The 16,008-nt window shown below is 50.2% G+C and carries 17 protein-coding genes; 6 read left to right on the top strand and 11 right to left on the bottom strand.

The features are described 5' to 3' along the window. Nucleotides 1-3: 3 nt before the first annotated feature. The 5 genes from R2K28_RS01760 to R2K28_RS01740 all read right to left on the bottom strand — a co-directional run bounded on the left by R2K28_RS01760 (nt 4) and on the right by R2K28_RS01740 (nt 4,356). Nucleotides 4-1,713 (bottom strand): FecR domain-containing protein, encoded by a 1,710-nt coding sequence (locus tag R2K28_RS01760; RefSeq protein ID WP_316367707.1) that lies wholly within the window; start codon nt 1,711-1,713, stop codon nt 4-6. Nucleotides 1,714-1,936: 223 nt separating this feature from the next. Then, the gene (locus tag R2K28_RS01755; RefSeq protein ID WP_316367706.1) at nt 1,937-2,374 is read right to left on the bottom strand and encodes a DoxX family protein; all 438 of its coding nucleotides are present in this window, start codon (nt 2,372-2,374) and stop codon (nt 1,937-1,939) included. Nucleotides 2,375-2,452: 78 nt separating this feature from the next. Further along, nucleotides 2,453-3,217, bottom strand: coding sequence for a DNA-binding domain-containing protein (locus tag R2K28_RS01750; protein WP_316367705.1), 765 nt, complete (start codon nt 3,215-3,217; stop codon nt 2,453-2,455). Beyond that, on the bottom strand, nt 3,201-4,082 hold the full coding sequence (bufB, locus tag R2K28_RS01745) for an MNIO family bufferin maturase (protein ID WP_316367704.1): 882 nt from the start codon (nt 4,080-4,082) through the stop codon (nt 3,201-3,203). The genes R2K28_RS01750 and bufB (R2K28_RS01745) overlap by 17 nt, the downstream gene beginning before the upstream one ends. Before the next feature lie 16 nt (nt 4,083-4,098). Then, on the bottom strand, nt 4,099-4,356 hold the full coding sequence (locus R2K28_RS01740) for a BufA1 family periplasmic bufferin-type metallophore (protein ID WP_116447295.1): 258 nt from the start codon (nt 4,354-4,356) through the stop codon (nt 4,099-4,101). A gap of 419 nt (nt 4,357-4,775) precedes the next feature. Between R2K28_RS01740 and R2K28_RS01735 the strand changes: the two genes are divergently transcribed. Beyond that, nucleotides 4,776-6,440, top strand: a complete 1,665-nt coding sequence (locus R2K28_RS01735) for an acetolactate synthase large subunit (RefSeq protein ID WP_316367703.1) — start codon at nt 4,776-4,778, stop codon at nt 6,438-6,440. A gap of 27 nt (nt 6,441-6,467) precedes the next feature. Continuing rightward, entirely contained in the window at nt 6,468-7,976 is a 1,509-nt protein-coding gene (locus tag R2K28_RS01730; protein ID WP_316367702.1) for an FMN-binding glutamate synthase family protein, read from the top strand. Nucleotides 7,977-8,072: 96 nt separating this feature from the next. Here R2K28_RS01730 and R2K28_RS01725 read toward each other — a convergent pair whose 3' ends face one another. The 3 genes from R2K28_RS01725 to bufA2 form a co-directional block, all read right to left on the bottom strand. Then, nucleotides 8,073-8,876, bottom strand: a complete 804-nt coding sequence (locus tag R2K28_RS01725; RefSeq protein ID WP_316367701.1) for an HvfC/BufC N-terminal domain-containing protein — start codon at nt 8,874-8,876, stop codon at nt 8,073-8,075. Nucleotides 8,877-8,885: 9 nt separating this feature from the next. Further along, nucleotides 8,886-9,737 carry an MNIO family bufferin maturase gene (gene bufB / locus R2K28_RS01720; RefSeq protein ID WP_316367700.1) on the bottom strand — a complete coding sequence of 284 codons (852 nt, stop codon included), beginning with the start codon at nt 9,735-9,737 and terminating at the stop codon, nt 8,886-8,888. A gap of 91 nt (nt 9,738-9,828) precedes the next feature. After that, nucleotides 9,829-10,095 (bottom strand): BufA2 family periplasmic bufferin-type metallophore, encoded by a 267-nt coding sequence (bufA2, locus tag R2K28_RS01715; protein WP_316367699.1) that lies wholly within the window; start codon nt 10,093-10,095, stop codon nt 9,829-9,831. A gap of 253 nt (nt 10,096-10,348) precedes the next feature. Here bufA2 and R2K28_RS01710 point away from each other — a divergent pair, with 253 nt between their 5' ends. Next, nucleotides 10,349-10,717: a hypothetical protein gene (locus R2K28_RS01710; protein WP_316367698.1), complete on the top strand. Its 369-nt coding sequence runs from the start codon at nt 10,349-10,351 to the stop codon at nt 10,715-10,717. Between the two features lie 21 nt (nt 10,718-10,738). Here the strand turns inward: R2K28_RS01710 and R2K28_RS20395 are convergent, their stop codons facing one another. The 3 genes from R2K28_RS20395 to R2K28_RS01695 all read right to left on the bottom strand — a co-directional run bounded on the left by R2K28_RS20395 (nt 10,739) and on the right by R2K28_RS01695 (nt 12,700). Further along, nucleotides 10,739-11,026, bottom strand: coding sequence for a 2Fe-2S iron-sulfur cluster-binding protein (locus tag R2K28_RS20395; RefSeq protein ID WP_442871429.1), 288 nt, complete (start codon nt 11,024-11,026; stop codon nt 10,739-10,741). A gap of 595 nt (nt 11,027-11,621) precedes the next feature. Then, a complete protein-coding gene (locus R2K28_RS01700) occupies nt 11,622-12,143 on the bottom strand; it encodes a hypothetical protein (protein ID WP_316367696.1) in 522 nt (173 codons plus the stop codon). After that, nucleotides 12,140-12,700 carry a hypothetical protein gene (locus R2K28_RS01695; RefSeq protein ID WP_316367695.1) on the bottom strand — a complete coding sequence of 187 codons (561 nt, stop codon included), beginning with the start codon at nt 12,698-12,700 and terminating at the stop codon, nt 12,140-12,142. The genes R2K28_RS01700 and R2K28_RS01695 overlap by 4 nt, the downstream gene beginning before the upstream one ends. 370 nt (nt 12,701-13,070) lie before the next feature. On the opposite strand from R2K28_RS01695, the gene R2K28_RS01690 reads away from it, so the two are divergent. The 3 genes from R2K28_RS01690 to R2K28_RS01680 are packed head-to-tail and all read left to right on the top strand — an operon-like array spanning nt 13,071 to nt 15,698. Beyond that, nucleotides 13,071-13,406 carry a hypothetical protein gene (locus tag R2K28_RS01690; RefSeq protein WP_316367694.1) on the top strand — a complete coding sequence of 112 codons (336 nt, stop codon included), beginning with the start codon at nt 13,071-13,073 and terminating at the stop codon, nt 13,404-13,406. Next, entirely contained in the window at nt 13,396-13,989 is a 594-nt protein-coding gene (locus R2K28_RS01685) for a hypothetical protein (protein WP_316367693.1), read from the top strand. The genes R2K28_RS01690 and R2K28_RS01685 overlap by 11 nt, the downstream gene beginning before the upstream one ends. After that, nucleotides 13,986-15,698, top strand: a complete 1,713-nt coding sequence (locus R2K28_RS01680) for an AAA family ATPase (RefSeq protein ID WP_316367692.1) — start codon at nt 13,986-13,988, stop codon at nt 15,696-15,698. Before R2K28_RS01685 ends, R2K28_RS01680 begins: the two co-directional genes overlap by 4 nt. Nucleotides 15,699-16,008 lie beyond the last annotated feature (310 nt).

Below are 16,008 nucleotides of genomic sequence, written 5' to 3'. Positions count from 1 at the left end.
CCGCTAAATAAAGAACAGACCTAAGATAAAGAGTATCGGTATGGCCCAGATACCCTGATCCAGGGGTGGCTCAATACGCTGCACACTCCCCCATGGCCCTTGATAACCATCGGCATCGATGGCACGCACTCTCAAGTAACGAACCTGACCATGCAGTTGATCAAAACTGACCTCCGGCTGATCGGTCTTCTGATCCAGCTCGAGGCTGCTGAACTCTGGATCGAGTGCTAGCTGCACCTGGTAGAGTTGACTATTTGTCGCATGCTGCCAAGACGCAGTCACTTTGTCATCTGTTGTCTCAATGGTGGAATTTACCGCTTCAAGGGCCGGTCTAAGTTGCCATGAACGTACAACACCGGGCGGACCAAACTCGGTATCGAGAATGCTGGTGACACGCCAATAGTAGGTGCCTGGCTCGGTGATGATATGGGCTTGATAACGGGTTTCCTGTAAATCCCCCACGCGATGCACGATCTGTTCAAAGCCTTGATCGGTGGCGATCTCCAGAAGATACCTATCCGCATCTTCAGATTTGGTCCATTGCAGTTCTATCCCGCTGCCTCTTTGAATCGTCCCATCCGGCGGGTTGAGTGACAGCGGCGCTTGCGGTTGGGTATCGAGTAACACAGAGGCGACGCGGCTGTTACCCTCCAGACCATTGGCATCTATTCCCCGGACCCTGACCCAATATTCACCGTCCGGCAGTTCTGGAAGTGGGAGGTGGGTTTGATCCGTCAGTTGATCCCAGGTCAGCACCGCCAACTCCCGATCCCGGCTGACCTCGATGCGGTAGTTCACCGCCCCCTCAATCGCATCCCATTGCAATCGCCAATCGAATTGACGCACAACCTCGGGGATCGGATTAAACGTGGGTGGCGGCAAGAGTTTCACCGGCGCTGTCGGTGCCTTGCCTTGCTCAATATGGGTGCCGAATCCAGCACCAACCAGTTGCTGCTTCTCACCCCCGCTCACCTCAACCTTTCCTTCCAACACCTCTATATTGGAGCCGGTTCCGTTGCCGGTTACGGCTGCACGATATACGGTACCGCGCACCGCACTGATCGCCGATGGTGTATAGATCTCGTAACGAGAGCCCGGCCCCGCAGATGGCCGCACCTTTGTTTGCAGACGTCCCTTGATCAAACGCAACCTGGAATCGACCATGCCCGTCTCGCCATGAGCACTCAGGTGATCAAACTTCATTTCTCCATGACTGTGAAGGGTCAAGGCACTGTTGTCCGCAAACAGGATAGCAGCGCTGCTTTTCGGTCCTGTCCTTAGTTGGTCGCCAAGGCGAATCAGGGTGCCTGCCTTGATTGGTGACACAAGAGATCCGTCTGCCCGAGTAAGCTGCACTTGGCCTTCATGATCCGCAAGTGTTGCCGGTACAGCGTTGCTTCTTATCCATTTCATCGGCACCCGGAGCCAGGAGCCCGGCTGTAAGCGTTTCGGATTCTTAATATTGTTTAATTTCCTCAACTTCTCAAACCGCAACACGCTGTCCAAATACTTTTCACTGAAATCCCAGAGATTATCCCCATCGACGACGGTGTATACCCACTCGGAGCCAGTCGCCGGTGAAAGGGTAAACAGCAGCAGCATCGCCAATATATGTCTACGGATATGACTCATGGATGGGATCAAGGAGAGTTTCTTTACTCTACCCTGCCCCATTGATTGCTTGAAGTTAGGCTTTCTATGATCTGCTTCCATGAAAATACCGGCCTTCACCCTGAAAGTTTGTGTTTATTATTAGATTGTAATTATAGTAGATTTGTCAGTTGCTTACCGCAAAAGCAACAGACTGGTGCTTATCACCTGTTTTGACAGGATTTTCATGAGAAACCGCAGTTTCCAGGACGGTTCATTCACACAAGAATAAACCGTGGCATCACTATTTGTAATGAATTAAAGACAACAGAATTCAATTGACGACTCACCTTCGCCACAGGTGATCCAGAGAAATCAAACCGCCCCCATGGCGCATCAGGTAGAGCATCGCCAAGGCCCACCACATGTGCACGTTCCAGGCGTCCGGATAGACAAACAGCTGGATCACTGCCGTCATGATCAACAATGACAGAGCGGCAAAACGGGTGAACAGACCCAGGACCAGTAATATAGGAAAAAAGTGCTCCGCATAGGTCGCCATATGGGCAGCGATATTCGGCGGGATCAACGGTACCCCATACTCGTGTTCGAATAGCAGGAAGGTTGAATCGGAGATATCGAGAAAACCTGAAACCTTACTCCGGCCGGACGACCAGAAAGTATAGGCAATTGCCCCCCTGGCCAGCAGTCCAAGCCCCCACTCCGGGATGGACCTGCCAACAAAGTCGAAAAGCCTTTGAAATGTATCGATGAGTGCGTTCATGGTTATCAACCATCCTATCTTTGTCTGTTATTGAGCCTACTGTTGTTACGTATTTGCGGACGATTCAGATTCCAAAACTCACAGCGAGCAGAAAGTGCCATCGAATAGATGTCGGGCGAAATAGCTATTCAGGTCAAACTCCGGTTCTACTTTGGTCGCTTGGGAATATGCTTCACCAATGGCATCACCCCAGGCCAGCCGCTGCAGAAACGTTAGAGCGCCAGCGGACACTTCCCTGACTTCCACTTCTACCCTGGGACGTATCACGACGATATGCGATCCACCCTGATCAAGGGAGATGGTTTCATCCACTCCATCACTCTGGTTGACAGACCAGATACGATAAAGGGGATAGCCGGAGGCAATACAGTGCATCGAAGGGTGCGGCCGCAAATGAAGATTTTCCAGCTCATCCGGGGACAGGTTGGAGATCTGCCGTTGCTCCAAGGGTGATGCATCATCCGCGTGATAGGCGGCGGTCCAAGCAAACTCCAACCTTGCCACATCAGCCAGATACGCCAACCCTGAGAGCTCTGGAACTGCTGCAAGGAAATCTGCAAATTGCTCACCATACAGGAGCAGTGTGCGATCCTTGGGCGGATGCTCACGTACATAGGCTGTCGCCAGAACACGGAAGGCTTGATCACCAATCAATCGCTTGATAACCGGATACATATCGGCAAGGGCATCACCGTTCAAAACAATGAAGTTATTTCTATAGACGTTGAATCTCTGCAACTGGAGACCATCATCCACGATTTCATCCAGGAGCGCCTTTGAAGGGGGCGCCGATGAACGAAGACCATCACAAAACATCTGTTGTAATTCAGACAGTGGCTTCATGATATGGCTCAAGGTTTGCCCTGAGAAACTCTTCAGCAAAGCGGACTTCCCTGAACAGTTCGGGAAATTCAGGGATATTGCTGTCCCACTCAATCAACGTGGGTACTGCACCGTTGCTGTTGATATAGTTTTCATACAACTGCCATACCTCTTGGCAAACCGGTGAACCATGATCATCCACACGAAGAGTCGCTCCCTCCAGCTCTTGTATGGAATGTCCGGCGAGATGTATCTCTGCCACCATCTCGTGGGGAACCACCGACATATACTCGTCCACAGACCAACCATGGTTGCCGCAGGAGACGAAAACATTGTTGATATCCAGAAGCAGGCCTGCACCGCTACGTTTGGCGGCCTCCACATAGAAGATATGTTCCGGTATTTCGTTTTGTTTGAACTGCAGATAAGTCGAAGGGTTTTCGATGAGGATTGCCCTGCCAAGACACTCTTGAACCTGGTCGATATGTTCCACGATAAGCTGCAAGGTTTGTTCGGTATAGAAGAGTGGCATCAAGTCGTGGGTATACCACTCATAGCCATGGCTCCAGGACAGGTGTTCCGATACCAGGCCAGGCTCGAATCGGTCGACCAGGGCCTTCAGACCCTGCAGATGTTCTCTGTCCAGAGGCAGGTGACTTCCGAGTGAGGTGCCGACACTGTGCAGGGAGATTGGATAATCGGCACGGATTCGTTCAAGGTAAGCCAACGCCGGACCACCCCGGCCCATGTAGTTCTCAGGGTGGACCTCGAACCATCCGATATCCGGCTGTTGTTCAATGATCGCCTGATAGTGCCTTGGCTTCAAACCAGCCCCGGCCCTCTCGGGTACCGGGGCTGCCACCTTTTTCAGTGAGTCATCATTCATGCTTGGATGACACCAACTATTTCGCTGCCAGGCTGCCGCCTACAATCTTTTCGCAAGTGCCTTTGAGCACGAGCATCCAGGCATTTCCCTGGCCGTCAGTGGTAGAGGTTCCTGCACAACTGGTACCGGGGCCGGCCGCACAATCATTCTTTCCCGCTTTGGCAACACCGTAACACTTCTCGGTATCGGCAGCATTTGCCACACTCATGGGTGAGAGAGTGAGTGCCGTGGTGATGGCGCCCGCGACGATTGCGGAGGTGGTCGTTTTATTCATTGTCTACTCCTCAGATTATGGATTTGTTTAATCAGTCACTTCACATCGGCGAGTTGTTATCGACTCTCGCTCTTTGCTCTAGTGTAATTCAAAAATAGCCATTTTTTGGGTACTGGATATTGTTAATAACATGATCCAAACTGTGCTTATTCTCTTCGTACCAAGCTAAGCAGCCTTTCAAATCATGCAGTTACATAGCCATATTTGGATAATGCCAAAGTTTATACCCAGTACAGAGAGCTCAATCGTGATATTCTGGTTATAAAATCGTTATAACCGAATTATAAAAAATGCATGTTTTGCCCCCTTGGTTCGCTACTATTTACCTATACGCAGAATAATAAAATGCAGATGCATAAACCTGCGTCACACTGTCCGGGTATTGAATCCAAGACCCAACCGACCTTGGAGATTTCGCTATGAAGGCATCTGAACTGATGGTGAAGTGTTTGGAAAATGAGGGTATCGAATATATCTTTGGCGTGCCGGGTGAAGAGAACGCCGACTTCATCATGTCACTGGAGGAGTCCGAAAAGATCAAGTTCATTCTGACACGTCATGAACAGGGGGCAGCCTTCATGGCGGAGATATATGGTCGTCTCACCGGCAATCCCGCCGCCTGCCTGGGTACTCTCGGACCTGGCGCCACCAACTTGATCACCGGTGTTGCAGATGCCAACATGGACCGGGCCCCGATGTTGGTGTTGACCGGACAGGGCTCCACCCTGCGCCTGCACAAGGAGTCGCATCAGATCATGGATGTGGTGGATATGTTCAAGCCGGTCACCAAGTGGGCCACCAGTATCTACAATGCGGTGACCATTCCTGAAGTCATTCGTAAGGCCGTGCGCCTTTCACGCACCGAAAAACCCGGTGCCGTTCATATCGAACTCTCGGAAGATATTGCGAAACACCAGGTTGATGCCGAACCACTGGAGCCACGCCGGTTTCGCCGCTCGGTGGCCGACGACAAGATCGCCGACCAGGCCTTCGCATTGATCAGCAAGGCCAGGAAACCGGTGATTATCGCCGGCAATGGGACCATTCGACGGCGTGCCGCCAAGCAGCTGCGCCTGATGTGCGAGAAAACAGGGATCGGTGTATTGAGTACCTTTATGGCCAAGGGCGCAGTCGATATGGATGCCGACTACTGTCTCTACACCATCGGACTCGGCAGCAAGGACTATCCGACCCTGGCCATCGATGACGCAGACCTGGTTATAACCCTGGGTTTCGACATGGTCGAATACCACCCGCGACTCTGGAATCCACATAAAAACAAGACCATTCTGCATGCCGATTTCCTGCCCGCGGAGATCGATGAGTATTATCATCCGGAACTCGAACTGGTTGGCGATCTCGCGCATACCATATGGATGTTGAATGAACGTCTGACGACCCATGGCGTACCCGACTATGAGTTGTCACAGCAGGCCGAGACCAGGCGGCTGATGCAGAATGAACTGGCAGAGCATGCCAATGACGACACCTCAGGTTCCATACGCCCGCAAAAGATGTTGTGGGACGCACGCAAGGTAATGGGGCCTGAGGATATCGTTCTTTCCGATGTGGGCGCACATAAAATGTGGATTGCCCGCCACTACCATTGCCATGAACCCAATACCTGCCTGATACCCAACGGCTTCTGTTCCATGGGCTTCGCCCTGCCTGGTGCAATCGCCGCCAGTCTGGTCCTGCCCCAACAACGTATTCTCGGCATCTCGGGCGATGCCGGTTTTTTGATGAACGTTCAGGAGATGGAGACCGCCAAACGACTCAATACCAACCTGGTGATGCTCGTCTGGGAGGACCACGCCTATGGTCTGATTGCCTGGAAGCAGGAGAGCGAATTCGGTCGGCATACCAAACTCTCCTTCGACAATCCCGATTGGATGCAGTTGGCCAGTGCATTCGGCTGGCATGGCCATCATGTGGAACAGAGCAGCCAATTCGCCGATACCCTGGAGGCGGCATTCAGGGAACAGGGGCCGAGCCTGGTTGTGGCACCGGTGGACTATCGGGAGAACATGGCGCTAACCCGGCGTCTCGGTGAAATGACAGAACCTTGCCCCGTCGCCAGTTGATACTGGAGCTGATACTGGAGCCAACCAATGATGACCGCTGTCACTGAAAGCTGGGTATTCACGCTGTTCGAGATACTCTCGGTAATATTTGTTTTCATTCTCGGCATGGGCGTGCTCACAATAATCGTCCTCTACATAATCGATGTTACCCAAACCCAACAGACCATACGCCGCAACTACCCGGTCATCGGTCGATTCCGATACTTCTTCGAACACCTGGGTGAGTTTTTTCGCCAATACTTCTTCGCCATGGACAGGGAAGAGATGCCCTTCAATCGCGCGGAGCGGTCCTGGGCCTATCGGGCTGCAAAGAATGAAGATAACACGATTGCATTTGGCTCAACGCGGGACCTGCGTCCGATGGGTTCCATACTCTTCGTCAACTGTCCCTATCCAACCTTGGGTGAGGATGCGGTACCCGCCACCAAGGTGGTCATTGGCCCTGGCTGTAAAACACCCTACACAACCGATTCCATCATCAATATCTCCGGGATGAGTTTCGGTGCGCTCTCGGTACCCGCAATAAGCGCTCTATCGGCCGGTGCCCAACAGGCCGGTTGCTGGATGAATACCGGTGAAGGAGGACTTTCACCCTACCATCTCGAGGGTGGCGCCGACCTGGTATTCCAAATCGGCACGGCCAAATTCGGGGTACGCGACCGGGACGGCAACCTTTCGGATATAAGACTCGAGGAGATTGCGGCACAAGACAGGGTGCGCATGTTCGAGATCAAACTCAGTCAGGGCGCAAAGCCAGGCAAGGGCGGTATCCTGCCAGGCGCCAAGGTTACCCGAGAAATTGCCCGGATCAGGGGTATTGAGGTTGGCCAGGACGCTATCAGTCCCAATCGACATCCCGATATCAATTCCGCAGATGACCTGTTGAATATGATTGAACGGATTCGACGGGTAACCGGAAAACCCGTTGGCTTCAAGACCGTGGTCGGTGCCTACGGATGGCTGGAAACCCTGTTCGAAAAGATCAACCAGAGAGGATCGGAATATGCTCCCGATTTCATTACGGTTGACGGTGCCGACGGCGGCACGGGTGCCGCCCCCATGGCATTGATGGACTATGTGGGATTACCGCTCAACGAAAGCCTGCCCATGGTCGTAGACATGTTGTGCGAATACGGTCTGAGAGAACGGGTAAAGGTTGTCTGCTCAGGCAAGCTGATCACCCCTGCCGGTGTAGCCTGGGCATTGGCTGTTGGCGCCGATTTCGTAACCTCCGCCAGGGGTTTCATGTTTGCGCTGGGCTGTATCCAGGCCCTACAGTGCAATAAGAACACCTGCCCTACAGGTATCACGACCCACAACCCTAAGCTCCAGCGTGGGCTGGTATCCCAGGACAAGGCCATACGTGTCGCCAACTATGTCAAAAACATGAACTATGAGGTGGGTCTTCTGGCCCACTCATGCGGCGTTCGGGAACCGCGCGAACTGAAGCGCTTTCATGCACGGATAGTCATGGAAAATGGAAAATCCATACCCCTGGATCTCCTCTATCCACCGAAAACTCCCGCGTCGGTCTAATCAAAATCCTATGACAGCGCCACTTGCGGGATAACAGCCGTCGTTAAAAGATCAACATATATCGTGGATGATCAGGATATCCGAATCAGACAAGGCTCAATCTGTGAGCAGGACCCCGACGATCAAGCCCTGTTGAATCCAACCTTTAAGCAGACCGGCGGCCCGCATCGATACCCGATCGACATCTATCTGCATCGCCAGCAGTTCACATGCGTCGTTGAAGGTGGCTCCATTGCGAAGGGAGTCGAGGACCAGCCGTTCATCCGGCTCAAGGTAACGGAATCGGGTGACCAGATCCTGGCGCCAGATCAACCATCCGTTTTCACCCGTCTCCCTTAACGCATCTATTGTTTGTGGCGGATCCGCGGTGAGCGCCTTCCACATTGCAGGGACGTTCCATTCAAGATCGAGACGGTGCAGAGAGGGACTGAACTCAAACCTCAGGAGCGGCCAATCTTCGGCAGCTATGGCGGTTAAATCCTCCTCCGCCAACGGCCCACAATCAGCAGCATCGAAGGCATCCCCCAATGTCAACTCAAACCAGGCAAGTTCAGACAGCCATCCCATATCGCGATACCAGGGATCGCTATGAATCTTTCGCTCGATATAGTCAGGAAATTGAGCGCCATAGTCACGCAGGCTGAAGTAGCGAGATGGGTGTTGTTGAATGTACGACTCTGCGAGCTGATCGAATCGATCACAGTCGATTGCCGTACTCAGCGCCGGATAGTCATTTGCCAACACCTCTTTCAGGCGTGAGACATAGGCATTTGCATAGACCTCAAGCTGATAGCGCGGTGTTGCGCGTCCGGCTCCGCTTACCCAGTGAGTCTGGTCATCGCTTCCAGGATCCAATATGAATCGCTGCATGCGGGCCTGTAATTCACCTAAATTATTCATTTTCCACTCTCATGCAACCTGCTCTACCCTACCGGCTTCACCGATACGCCGCACACGCTCCAACTCCTGCAGCAAATCAGCAAGGGGAGGTATATGATCATCGCGTTCAATCATCGTGCTGACACGGCCAAACCGTTCTACCGCTTCGGCATAAAGATCATATACCGGATCTGCGATAGGGTGATCGTGGGTATCTATAATCAGGTTCTCCTCCCGGGTATGGCCCGCCAGGTGAATCTGGTATATCCGATCAGCGGGCATGGCCTGCAGGTAGGTGCTGGGATCGAAGTTATGGTTGAAGGCACTGACATAGATGTTGTTGATGTCGAGCAGCACAAGACAGTCCGCACGTTCTACAACTTCGCGCAAAAACTCCCATTCACTGAGTTGCGACTCACTGTAATTTATATAACTCGAGACATTTTCCAACAGCATCTGCCGTCCAAGGTAGTCTTGCACCCTTGACACCCGATCCACCACATGGTCAATCGCCTCCTCTGTATAAGGTAAGGGCAAAAGGTCATGCATGTTCAACTTATCGACGCCGGTCCAGCATAGATGATCGGAGAACCAGACCGGCTCCACCCGTCCAATCAACTGCTTCAATTGTTTGAGATAGTCATAGTCAAGTGGCTCCATACTGCCAATCGACAGCGACACTCCATGCATCACTATCGGATAGAGTTCACGGATCCGGTTCAAGTAGTGGAGCGGTTTCCCCCCATCCACCATATAGTTCTCGGAAATAACCTCAAACCAGTCCACGTCAGGTCTTGTATCGAGCACATCATCGTAATGTTGTCTACGCAGACCCAATCCATAACCCAGAAAAGGCCTTTGCTTGTCATCAGCTTCGATCACGACTCATCTCCAGATAGATATTTGGTATACAAGCAATTGAAGAACTGGTATCACTATCCTTGGATAGTGCACCAGTCCATCATTGCTTGACTTATCCCTTCGGTTTATCGACCGAGCCGCCTATCTCTTCGCAGGCATGCTTAGACATGCTCACAAAACCCTGCCCCTTGCATGATGCCTGGCCCTTACAGGCATTATTGGCGGTTTTACAATCATTGTGTCCCTTACACTTATTGACGCCATAACAATGAACATTTGCATCGCTGCCTGCCTGTACCGTGGCCATTGGGGCAACGGAAAACAGGGTGGCGGCTGTGGAGGCGAGTGCAAGAGAGGCTAACTTTCTGCGCGTAATCATGGATATATCTCCTTCGGCTTAACTGAGTATCTGTTGTAAATAGACTTAAACGCCAAGGCTGCGCCATGGACGTAACTCAATTCTTGAGGACAATTATCACGTATTTATCACAGCGAGATAACAAGAGTTATCCCAGCCTTCTTTACAGGACAGGAATCGTCATCTGAAACCATGACACAAGCATACAGTCACTCAAACCATAGCTGTAGTAGTTTACTTACACTATGATTTTACAATCCGGAGCAGATACCAAGTGACGGCTATGCAGTCCGCCCTTGGCCCCACCACCTATCAGTTTGAGGGTTATGCAATGAACCTATATCAACGCTTCTACAAGCATCCGTTCGCCACATTCTTTGTGCTTATTGCATCGGGTCTTGTTTTCGGCGCAATGACAGTCAATATATTTCGCCTGTTTGCCGCTAACTGGAATTTCATCCTGACCTACGGGCTCATAGCTTTACGGGAAGGCGCACTGATTCAGACAATGGAACTGGTGTTGACCGGGATATTCGCCATGATATTTTTTCTGCTCTTCAAATTCTGTGAAAAAATATTGATCGATCGTTTGAGTACCTGCAAAGTTTCCTTCACGCGACAAACTGAATCAGGGAAGAAGTAACTTAACAGCAGTAACAGCGCTCTATCTTTGCAGTATGAGATTGGATTTTGGTTTTGAGATACACATTAGACAATAGCCACGCCCCGGATTTATAGCCGGTTTCTGATGATATTCCACCTCGCCTTCAACAAGCTTGGTACGGCAGGAGCCACACTCACCTGCCCGGCACAGACATTCAACCTCAATACCTCGGGATTCGGCAAACTCCAGCAGGGAATCGCTTGTACCATTCCAGCGAAACTGTTGCCTGCTATCACTGAAGGTAATGGTGATATCCAATCCACTTTCAGTTGAGGAACTCTGTTTCACCTGGCTATTACCACCCACCGGAGAAGATGCAGAATCCTGGCTAGAACCGTGTCCCACACCAAGGAGTGTTTTTCTCCGTCGTGCGAGCAGGGTAATCCCTAGGGAAAAAAGCGCGAGAGCCAATATCGCGGCAATGATGATTAGATCGTTCTCTACCACCGTACTACCTCTTGGGCCTGAATCTGGGTTTCTGCCGATTCTAGTATCTACGAATAAACTTAAGTAACGATGAAGAGGGTTGTGACAAGGATCACGATATAACCAAGGTATACACCAATAGTGGGAAATTAACCGCTAGGGTGATTCCGGCAGGCCAGCAAAGGATGGCAACCACAGGCAATCAGTTTCGGCATGAGGTCATGATGGTGACGACCATCGGGTTGACAACATTTCAGCATAGCCTGTAGTAACAAAATCGAGTCAGACTATTAATATCATTGGAGCCGGCGAGAGGATTCGAACCCCCGACCAGCTGATTACAAATCTGTTGCACAGTTTTTTATAATCAAAGGGTTACAAAGAAATGTCGACAACAAAACTTGTTTTTCGACCCTTAAAGATCAGATAGTTAGAGGTATGTCGACAACATATTTATTTATGAATTTGGTTCACTTGGCTTGTCGTATATGCCAAATAATTTAAAACGAAGTAATTCATAATAAAATCTCACAAATCCAATGTGTCGTTTTCCGATAGACCAAACACGCAGTCTTTTCCCGATACCCCTAGTCGGTCGAAATGTATATGAAATAAAAAGGAGGAATGGATATACAGCACCTATTTTAAATGCCGCTCTAAACATTTTTGGTTTAAAAGGGGGCAACTCCCTTTCTAAATCGCTTATTTCAAATGAGGCTTGGACATACTCCTTTTTTGGCGTGTAGCCCGAAACAAACACTGTTGGCTCTAATGAAGTTGTTCGACTTCCAACATTCTCAATTTCATATTCTACTTTTACTTTGAGATCATTTTCAGATGCAAGATCAAAAGTTTCTTTTTGTAATCGAACTCGGATACGAATTCGGTCGCGCCATTGATTAATCCAGTACCAAATACCACCACTGCCGCCGATAAAATATAGGAGATTTAAAGGATCATTGGCGAAATATTCGATCACTTAAGTATTCCCTTACGTTTTTTATAAGCGCCTGCACGACATGAATCACTACAGTAAACAGCACCTTTTCGTCTAATTGGAAAAGGGTTCCTGCAGTATTCACATATTTTCCAGGGTATAGGATCAGTCATAGCGTCAAACAACTGCACCCAAGCTTTTGCTATTAACGTACGAGTTAAGGGTTTTAGAATGATACCTGCCCCTTCCCACTCTGCTTGTACAATCACCTCTTCAAACCTTAGGCCTGTATTCAAGTAATCTAGCAATGAATCAATAGCTTTTTCTTTTGGGTTTCGGTCGTTTTCAAATTCATCATGTTTATATAAGTGGTTTACTAGTTGTGGATCCCATTTATCACGGGTTTCTTTACCTATAGTATGCATTGACATACGTACAGCTGCTTGCAATATCTCAATATCGATAGCTCGCAAATCGTGAATTGATACGTCTCCAGTTCCACCACCTAGTTTTCCATACTTTTTCTCTAAATTTGCGAAATCTTCATCAGTTTCGGCCAGCGCTAGTAACAGCCACATCCCCTCAGGTATCTCTTTCACCACCCATCTCTCACATTTAAATCTTACTAAAATGTAATTTCTTCGGATATTTGATCATTTTCCGTTGATTTATTCAAAACAGATGTTAAAGTTTGTCACGATATTTTGTTATATATCCGTAGATGTCACTTTAATTATAGGTTCATCCGTATGATTCCAACGCTATTAAACACAATGGAAATAGTTGAAATAACTGGGGAAAAACGGAGAGCGGTTTACATCGCCATGCGAGAAGGAGAATTTCCTGCTATATGGCTCGGCCCCCGCCGCCCACGTTGCCCCCGTGGTGTTCTCGAAAAATTCTTGCGTGGCGAACCCGTCGCGGATCACTACTTCAAAGGCAAGCCAAAAAACGAAAAGGAGACTCAAGATGCAGAACCACCAACCCCCGTTTATCGATTCGAATGATGCCCTGGACCGCGAGGATGCGATCGAGATGCTTAGGCTGTCGGCCGATCACACTTCCGCCCTCCTCTCTATGGCGATGAATGACGAGATCGACACCAAACCGACACCGCGTTTCATTAAAGAGGCGAATTACCTGATTAGTGAGCAACTTCGGATCGCTAAACGATTGGCCGCTAACAGGCATCCGGACGACGTAGCACTACAGGCGGGTGCCACCTGTCAGGTAAATAGGTGGGTGCATCCGATCTGCGGCTGGCGTAAGTCGGAATGCAAAAGGGGGGTGATGGGTGGCGAATGACCGTGGAGCGGTCAGTCCGTCAGCTGCAACCGACGGACGCGACCAAGAAAGTCCTGTGGCGGGACGCGTAAATAAAATCACATATGCAGGTTTACCGTTAAACCCTGATGGTATTCCCGACGAGCTTAAAAAGCACATCCGGTTTGTACTCTATCGACTGGTGGAGAAAGACGGCAAGCCAGGGAAGCGCGACAAAGTCCCGTATCAACCAGATAATCCAAGGTACAAAGCCAAATCTGATAATCCGGACCATTGGAGTACATTCGATAAAGCACTCGAGGTTTATTCCGCAGGTCGTGCCCATGGGATCGGTTTCGTTTTAACCAGCATCGAATCACTTGTTGCCATTGATCTCGATAACTGTATCAACGCTGATGGCAAGGCATCTAAGACGGCCTTAGAGATTGTTAGCGCACTCCCTGGTTATTGGGAAATGTCGCCCTCCGGCCGTGGACTACATGGTTTTTTTAAGGGATCGTTACCTGGTCCTGATATCGCTAACCATAAAACCGGTGTTGAGATCTATGGCGGTGGTAGTACACGATTTATAACGCTAACAGGACAACTGTGGGGCAGCGCATGATCAATACGTTGACAGTCGCTTCCCCTGATGCCCTCAATCAGATATACGACGCCCATAAGCCGCGACAGTCGACACCCGACCGAGATATTCCTCAACCGGACCTACTTCCCGAGGATGAATTGCCGATTATCGACGATCGAGTGTCGGCAGACACCTTGCGCGAACTTCGTGAAGGCATCATCGCAGACGATCGATCACTTCGACTGACATCGATTAGCCATGAGCTATTTGATAGCGGATTCAATGACCAACAAGTTTTATCGATACTCGTCGACAGCCACGGCGCCATGGATGTCGCACTAGCCCATCGAAACAAAATTCAAAACAAGGCCATCGACTACCTATGGCAACACATTGTCCTTAAGACTACAGGCAGCTACCGAGACCCTAAAGAGATGTTCGAGGATCTCGGCGCGCCGAATGATATCGATGGAATCGACAAGCGATTTATAGCTAAAACGATTTGCAGTGTAGATATTTCCACCATACCGCCCCGTCAGTGGATTCTCGCTAATCGAATTATGTCGGGCGCGGTGACTGCAATATTTGCAACAGGTGGGGTGGGTAAGTCGATTTATGCCATTGTCACCGGTATCGCCATCTGTCTCGATAAAGAAATTACCGGTGAGAAAATTCGGTACTCGAAACGAGTCTGGATAATCAACAATGAAGACGAAGAGTACGAATTACACCGGCGAGTAGCGGCTACGTGCCAGCATTTCGACATCCACCCCGAGTTGCTAGAAGGTCGTCTTTATATGAATACTGGCGCCGACATACCCTGGCAGGTGGCGCGACGCACTGTCGAAGGAAAGACGATCATTAAAACCAAAATCGTCAACTACATCATCGAGCAAATCCAAAATCTCGATATCGGCGTTTTGATTGTTGACCCCTTCGTATCCACCCACACAGCAGCCGAGAACTCGAACGACGAGATCCAGCAGGTAATCAATATCTACAAACAGATCGCGGCGGAGACAGGCTGTGCGGTCGTCATAGTACACCACACATCTAAGTCGGGCAGCGATTCGGAAGCACACGCCGGTAACGCTGATTCATCAAGGGGTGCATCGGCGTTAATCAATGCCTGCCGGTTTGCCTTCACCTTGGCACGCATGAATACCAAAACAGCCGAGGATCTCGGAATTGATAAGGAAGAACGACGGCGGATGATCCGCATCGATAGCGCGAAGGCGAATTACGCCTTGCCTGACAAGGAGGCAACCTGGCTCCGGCTCGATACTGTCGCGCTGCCGAATGGTGACCATGTCGGCGTCCCTGCCCCATACGACCTTAAATCTATCACGGCAGAAGTTACCCGCGCCAAGGAGCAAGAGAAAGTCGATAAACGTCAAGATTATTTGAAACAAATTGCAGAGGCACTCGACGAGCTCGGGGGGTTGCGCGTCACTCGAAAATCGCTAGTCGATCGATTACGTCGAATATGGGGCGTGGGAGAAACGGCTGCACGTGCAAGGGTTGAAGACTCTCTACCCATTCTTAGCGATAGCCCTAGTTTTTCACCCATAGGAGGCAAGACGATGTTCAATGGCCTTTGGCATATGTGGATAGAGAAGCATCCGACTAACCCAACGGCCACCGTTCATGTATGTCGCGAACATATTACTGAGGAACAATTACCCACCACTCCAGGTGGAACAGATACAAATAGCCATAACTCTGCGGGCTCTGCAGATGACGACTAACTGCAATGTTGCAAAGCCCATAACTACTGGCGTCAGACGAATTTTCGACCAGCTGCGGCTTTGCGGAAACCGCAGAACTGCAGAGTTCTCAGAACCCCAGTGTTTATGCACTTTGCAGCTCTGCGGACTCTGCACCCCTTACAGGGGGGCGTGTCTCCCCGCAGAGGGCGGCGGAGACGCCCCCTACTAGGTGATTGTTTGGAGTAACGATATGCGAAATAGAATGTTAATACCGACTGACGGAAGATCGATTAAGAAGTTTCGAGACGGGTGGGTGTTGTATATCCATCCCGAGCGTAGCGGTAACGGA

The sequence above is a fragment of the Candidatus Thiodiazotropha sp. CDECU1 genome, assembly GCF_963455295.1.
Taxonomy (GTDB): Bacteria; Pseudomonadota; Gammaproteobacteria; order Chromatiales; family Chromatiaceae; genus Thiodiazotropha.
Note: the sequence above shows the minus strand (reverse complement) of the source record. Positions and strands in the feature narration are given on the sequence as shown.

Coding starts and splice junctions, on each gene's coding strand:
- R2K28_RS01760 (WP_316367707.1), bottom strand. CDS start 1,713: ATGGAAGCAGATCATAGAAAGCCTAACTTCAAGCAATCAATGGGGCAG.
- R2K28_RS01755 (WP_316367706.1), bottom strand. CDS start 2,374: ATGAACGCACTCATCGATACATTTCAAAGGCTTTTCGACTTTGTTGGC.
- R2K28_RS01750 (WP_316367705.1), bottom strand. CDS start 3,217: ATGAAGCCACTGTCTGAATTACAACAGATGTTTTGTGATGGTCTTCGT.
- bufB (WP_316367704.1), bottom strand. CDS start 4,082: ATGAATGATGACTCACTGAAAAAGGTGGCAGCCCCGGTACCCGAGAGG.
- R2K28_RS01740 (WP_116447295.1), bottom strand. CDS start 4,356: ATGAATAAAACGACCACCTCCGCAATCGTCGCGGGCGCCATCACCACG.
- R2K28_RS01735 (WP_316367703.1), top strand. CDS start 4,776: ATGAAGGCATCTGAACTGATGGTGAAGTGTTTGGAAAATGAGGGTATC.
- R2K28_RS01730 (WP_316367702.1), top strand. CDS start 6,468: ATGATGACCGCTGTCACTGAAAGCTGGGTATTCACGCTGTTCGAGATA.
- R2K28_RS01725 (WP_316367701.1), bottom strand. CDS start 8,876: ATGAATAATTTAGGTGAATTACAGGCCCGCATGCAGCGATTCATATTG.
- bufA2 (WP_316367699.1), bottom strand. CDS start 10,095: ATGATTACGCGCAGAAAGTTAGCCTCTCTTGCACTCGCCTCCACAGCC.
- R2K28_RS01690 (WP_316367694.1), top strand. CDS start 13,071: ATGCAGAACCACCAACCCCCGTTTATCGATTCGAATGATGCCCTGGAC.
- R2K28_RS01680 (WP_316367692.1), top strand. CDS start 13,986: ATGATCAATACGTTGACAGTCGCTTCCCCTGATGCCCTCAATCAGATA.